Genomic DNA, 5184 nt, shown 5'->3' on the forward strand with positions numbered 1-5184 from the left:
GGCGGGCGAGCTCGCGGATGTGCGACCAGTCGCCGAGCGCCGGGTTGACCTCGCGGTAGTGGATGACCGAAAAGCCGTCGTCGCTGCTCCAGGGAAAGAAAGGCAGCACGTGGACGCCGCTGATCACGCCGTCGAGGTGGCGGCGCAGGAAGTCGCCAAGCACCGTCAGCGGCGGGGTGTCGTCGGCGACGATGGAGTCACCGTAGCTGATCACCCACTGATCCTTCTCGCTCCAAAGTGGTGCGTTGCGCTCGCCGTCCGTCACCCGGCGAGCCTTTGTCACCGGAGTGCCGTCCTGGCTCTCGCCGCGCGCGCGAGCCTCGCGAAAGTACGCCACGTGCTGGCCGATACGCCGCGCCACCTCATCGGCGCGCTCGCCGTACAGGTGAACGAGGTAGCGATGGAGCGTCTGTTCGAAGTGGGTCATGGGCGCCTCCTGCGAGGTGTTTCAAGGGCAAGGTAACAAACGCTGCAGCTTGTGTGCCAAATCGTTACAATGCTAGGTTAAGGCCGCGTTAAATAAAAAGGGTGGGCCCGTGGCGCCCTTTTTGATAACGCGATCCGACGCCCCACGTTACTATCACTGCTCTCATCATAGGTTGACGGCCATGCATTGCCCTTTTTGTGGTGCCAACGATACTCGGGTGACCGATTCGCGCCTGGTGGCCGATGGCGATCAGGTACGTCGGCGCCGGCAGTGCGCCAGTTGCCAGGAGCGTTTCACCACCTATGAAACCGCCGAGCTCATCATGCCGCGCGTGGTGAAGTCCGATGGCTCCCGGGAAACCTTCGACGAGCGCAAGCTGCGCGCCGGCATGCTGCGCGCGCTCGAGAAACGCCCGGTCAGCGCCGAGGCGATCGAGGCCTCCGTCGAGCGCATTCGCCAGTCGCTGCGCGCCCAGGGCGAGCGCGAGGTGAACGCTCGCGATATCGGCGAGGCGGTGATGAAGGCGCTCAGCGGGCTCGACCAGGTCGCCTACATCCGCTTCGCCTCGGTCTACCGCAAGTTCCAGGATCTCGACGAATTCCGCGCCGAGATCGACCGGCTGGCGCAGACCCCGAAAGGCGAGAAGAGCTGATGCAAGACCTGACCACGCATGATAGCGCCTACATGGCCCGCGCCATTGCGCTTGCGCGCAAGGGGCTCTACACCACCGATCCCAACCCCCGGGTGGGCTGCGTGATCGTGGCTGACGAGGGAGCCTGCGCCCGTATCGTCGGCGAAGGTTTCCATGTGCGGGCCGGCGAAGCCCACGCCGAGATCCACGCCCTGAACGCTGCAGGCGCGCACGCGCGCGGCGCTACCGCCTACGTGACCCTCGAGCCCTGCTCGCATACCGGGCGCACCGGCCCCTGCGCCGTGGCGCTGGTCGAGGCCGGCGTTGCCCGCGTGGTGGTGGCGATGGTCGATCCCAACCCCCAGGTGAGCGGGCGTGGCATCGCGCTGCTCGAGCAGGCCGGCATCCGCGTGGAGGTGGGGCTGCTCGAAGACGAGGCGCGGGCGCTCAACCCCGGGTTCGTCTCGCGCATGAGCCGGGGCCTGCCTTTCGTGCGGCTCAAGATGGCCATGAGCCTGGATGGGCGCACCGCCATGGGCTCGGGGCAGTCGCAGTGGATCACCGGGCCCGAGGCGCGCCGCCAGGTGCAGCGCCTGCGCGCCCGGTCGAGCGCGATCCTGTGCGGGGTGGAGTCGGTGATCATGGACGACTCGCGCCTGACCCTGCGCCCGGAGCAGCTCGGGCTCCCCGACGGCGAGGCCACCGCTCGCCGCCAGCCGCTTCGCGTGATCATGGATTCCACCCTGCGCCTGCCGCTGGCCGCCGCGTGCCTGCGCGAGCCGGGCCAGACGCTGGTGATCACCACCGACGCGCACAGCGAAGAGAAACGCCGCAAGCTCGAGGCGGCCGGTGCGCACATCCACGTGATGCCCGCCTACCGGGCTGGGCGGGTGTCGCTGGCCGACATGCTGCGCTTTCTGGCAAGCAACCATCAGGTCAACGAGGTGCTGGTGGAAACCGGTGCCACGCTCGCCGGTGCCCTGCTCGATGCCGGGCTGGTCGACGAGCTGCAGCTTTTTGTCGCGCCCACGCTCATGGGCGGCGAGGCGCGGCCGCTGTTCGCCCTGCCGGGGCTGACCGAGATGGCGGATCAGAAGCGCCTGGACATACAGGACGTGCGCGCCGTGGGCCGCGACTGGCGCATCATCGCAACACCCGTCGAGCGCGCCGCTCAGGCGCCGGGCACGTAAAATCTGGCGCGCGCGGGGCAGTCAAGGTACCCTGACGCGCTGAATCGCATACGCGCCGAATCGCATGAGGGTCGCGCGGTTACTGTTTGGGAGATTCCATGGTGAACACCTCGTCCGAGGGGCTGTCCCCGATTACAGAGCTCGTGGAGGATATCCGCCAGGGCAAGATGGTGATCCTCATGGACGATGAGGATCGCGAGAACGAAGGCGATATCATCATGGCCGCCGAGAAGGTGCGCCCGGAGCACATCAACTTCATGGCGCGCCACGCCTGCGGGCTGATCTGCCTGCCCATGACCCGCGAGCGCTGCGAGCGGCTCGAACTGCCGCTGATGGTGGGCAACAACGGTTCCGGCTTCGGTACCAAGTTCACGCTCTCCATCGAGGCACGCGACGGGGTGACCACCGGCATTTCCGCCGCCGACCGCGCACGCACGGTCCAGGCCGCGGTGGCCCCGGGGGCGCGTGCCGGCGACATCGTCCAGCCCGGCCACATCTTTCCGCTGATGGCCGAGCCCGGCGGCGTGCTGCGCCGCGCCGGCCACACCGAGGCGGCCTGTGATCTGGCGGCGCTGGCCGGATGCGATCCGAGCGGCGTGATCTGCGAGATCATGAACGACGACGGCACCATGGCCAGGCGCCCGGAGCTCGAGGCCTTCGCCCGCAAGCACGATATCAAGATGGGCACCATCGCCGATCTGATCCACTACCGCATGGTCAACGAGCAAACCGTCGAACTGGTCGAGGCGACGCCGGTCGCGACCACCCAGGGCGAGCTCATGCTGCACGTGTTTCGCGATCGTATCCAGGGCGCTCACCATCTGGCTCTGGTCAAGGGGCGCCCGTCGCCAGAAGAGGTGACCACGGTGCGCGTGCACCTGGCCGACACCCTGCGCGACGTGCTCGGGCTCAAGCAGGCCGCTTCCGGCCGCTGGCCCGCCCAGCAGGCGCTCGAGGAGATCGCAGCCGCCCCCGCCGGGGTGCTGGTGCTGATCGACGAGGGTCACCCGAACGTCGATCTCAAGGAGCAGCTCGACGTGTTCCTGGGCCGCGTGCAGCCGCCGCGCACCAGCGACTCCGATGGTGCCGGCAACTACCTGACCATCGGCACCGGTTCGCAGATCCTGCGCTATCTGGGCGTGGGCAAGATGCGTCTTCTGAGCTCGCCCTGGAAGTTCTCGGCGCTCTCGGGGTTCGATCTCGAAGTGGTCGAGCGGCTCGGCCCCGACGACAACGCTCCCCGGTAGAGCGCCGCCAGGGGCCCGCCCCGGCGCGCACGAGCGAATGTTACGAGCAGGTTTCAAGAGCAGATTTAACGAGTAGGAAGAGAAGAGATGCAATCGCTTTCCCAAGTTGAAGGTACCTTCGTCGACGTCGACGGCCGCTACGTGATCGTGGTCGGTCGCTTCAATCACCACGTGGTCGACAGCCTCGTGGAAGGCGCGGTGGACAGCCTGACGCGCCACGGCGTTGATGCCGACAACATCCATATCGTCCACGTGCCCGGCGCCTGGGAGCTTCCGCTGGCGGTCAAGCGCGTGCTCACGACCCTGAAGCCGGACGCGGTCATCGCCCTCGGCGCGGTCATCCGCGGCGGCACGCCGCACTTCGAATACGTGGCCGGTGGCTGCAACACCGCCATCAACCACCTGCAGCTCGAGTTCGACACCCCCGTGGCCAACGGCGTGCTGACCGTCGAGTCCATCGAGCAGGCGATCGAGCGCGCCGGCACCAAGGCGGGCAACAAAGGCACCGAAGCCGCCATGGCGGCGATGGAGATGGTCTCGCTGCTGCGCGCCCTGCCGCTGGGAGAACCGTCATGAGCGAGCGTCAGGCGCGCAAGCCGAGCGCGGCCCAGCAGGGGCGCCGCGCCGCCCGCGAGCTGACCGTCCAGGCGCTCTACCAGTGGCACATGACCGGCAAGTCCGCCTCGACCGTCGAGGCGGAGTTTCGCAGCCAGCTTGCCGACGACGATCTCGAGGATCACGAGAACTGGGTCAAGGTGATGCAGATCGCCGACAAGGCGCTGTTTCACACGCTGCTGCACGAAACCGTGCGCCACAAGGCGGAGCTCGACCGCGAGATCGCACCGCTGCTGGATCGCCGCCTGGAGGATCTCGACGCCATCGAGCTCGCCATCCTGCGCCTTGGTGCCTATGAGCTCGCCAAGCGCCTGGAAGTCCCCTACCGGGTGGCGATCAACGAAGGCGTGGAGCTTGCCAAGTCCTTCGGTGCCACCGACGGCCACAAGTACGTCAACGGCATCCTCGACAAGCTCGCCATTCGCCTGCGCAGTGCCGAGGTCAGCGCGCGCCGTCAGTAGGGCGCCGCTGTCTTGCGTTGAGAAGCCCTCGTGCTCGGCGAATTCGATCTCATTGAACGGTTTCTGAAGCCCGCCCGGGTGGGCGCCGCGCACAGCGGCGTGGCACTCGGCGCGGGTGACGACGCCACCGTGCTCATCCCCGAACCGGGCCACCAGCTGGTGGTCAGCGTCGATACGTCCTTGGTCGATGTCCACTTCCCCTTCGATGCGCCCGCCGAGGCGATCGGCCACCGGGCGCTGGCCGTGGCGCTGAGCGACCTGGCCGCCATGGGTGCGCGCTCGCGCTGGTGCCTGATGGCGCTCAGCCAGCGTTCGGACGCCTTCGCCGACGAACCCGCCGCCACCACCTGGTACGCGGGTTTTGCCCGCGGCTTTCACGCGCTGTGCGAGACGTCCGATACGGTGCTGGTCGGCGGTGACGTCACCGCCGGCGCGCTCGGCATCAGCGTCACCGTGATGGGCGAGACGCCCAGCGGCCGAGCGCTGACCCGGGCCGGCGCTCGGCCCGGTGATGTCATCGCCGTGACCGGGGCGCTGGGCGGCGGTGCCGGCGGGCTTTCGCTATGGCAACGCGGCGAGCGGGACATGACGCATCCGCTCGTCAAACGTTATC

6 protein-coding genes and 1 pseudogene are annotated in these 5184 nt (G+C 67.9%); 6 read left to right on the forward strand and 1 reads right to left on the reverse strand.

Features of this window, described 5'->3' with window-relative positions:
* A pseudogene (locus BIS11_RS10445) lies at positions 1–427 on the reverse strand (alpha-amylase); the annotation flags it as partial.
* A gap of 181 nt (positions 428–608) precedes the next feature.
* Between BIS11_RS10445 and nrdR the strand changes: the two are divergent.
* The 6 genes from nrdR to BIS11_RS10475 form a co-directional block, all read left to right on the forward strand.
* On the forward strand, positions 609–1079 hold the full coding sequence (nrdR, locus tag BIS11_RS10450; protein ID WP_253419987.1) for a transcriptional regulator NrdR: 471 nt from the start codon (positions 609–611) through the stop codon (positions 1077–1079).
* Positions 1079–2248: a bifunctional diaminohydroxyphosphoribosylaminopyrimidine deaminase/5-amino-6-(5-phosphoribosylamino)uracil reductase RibD gene (ribD, locus tag BIS11_RS10455; RefSeq protein WP_253586017.1), complete on the forward strand. Its 1170-nt coding sequence runs from the start codon at positions 1079–1081 to the stop codon at positions 2246–2248. The genes nrdR and ribD overlap by 1 nt, the downstream gene beginning before the upstream one ends.
* Positions 2249–2346: 98 nt before the next feature.
* Positions 2347–3495, forward strand: coding sequence for a bifunctional 3,4-dihydroxy-2-butanone-4-phosphate synthase/GTP cyclohydrolase II (ribBA, locus tag BIS11_RS10460; protein WP_253419992.1), 1149 nt, complete (start codon positions 2347–2349; stop codon positions 3493–3495).
* 87 nt (positions 3496–3582) lie between these two features.
* A complete protein-coding gene (gene ribE / locus BIS11_RS10465; RefSeq protein ID WP_253419993.1) occupies positions 3583–4071 on the forward strand; it encodes a 6,7-dimethyl-8-ribityllumazine synthase in 489 nt (162 codons plus the stop codon).
* Positions 4068–4571 carry a transcription antitermination factor NusB gene (gene nusB / locus BIS11_RS10470; RefSeq protein WP_253419996.1) on the forward strand — a complete coding sequence of 168 codons (504 nt, stop codon included), beginning with the start codon at positions 4068–4070 and terminating at the stop codon, positions 4569–4571. The genes ribE and nusB overlap by 4 nt, the downstream gene beginning before the upstream one ends.
* 30 nt (positions 4572–4601) lie before the next feature.
* A partial coding sequence (locus BIS11_RS10475) for a thiamine-phosphate kinase (protein ID WP_253586018.1) occupies positions 4602–5184 on the forward strand: 583 nt, incomplete at its 3' end.

The sequence above is a fragment of the Halomonas sp. 707D4 genome (assembly GCF_024158685.1).
Classification (GTDB): domain Bacteria; phylum Pseudomonadota; class Gammaproteobacteria; order Pseudomonadales; family Halomonadaceae; genus Vreelandella.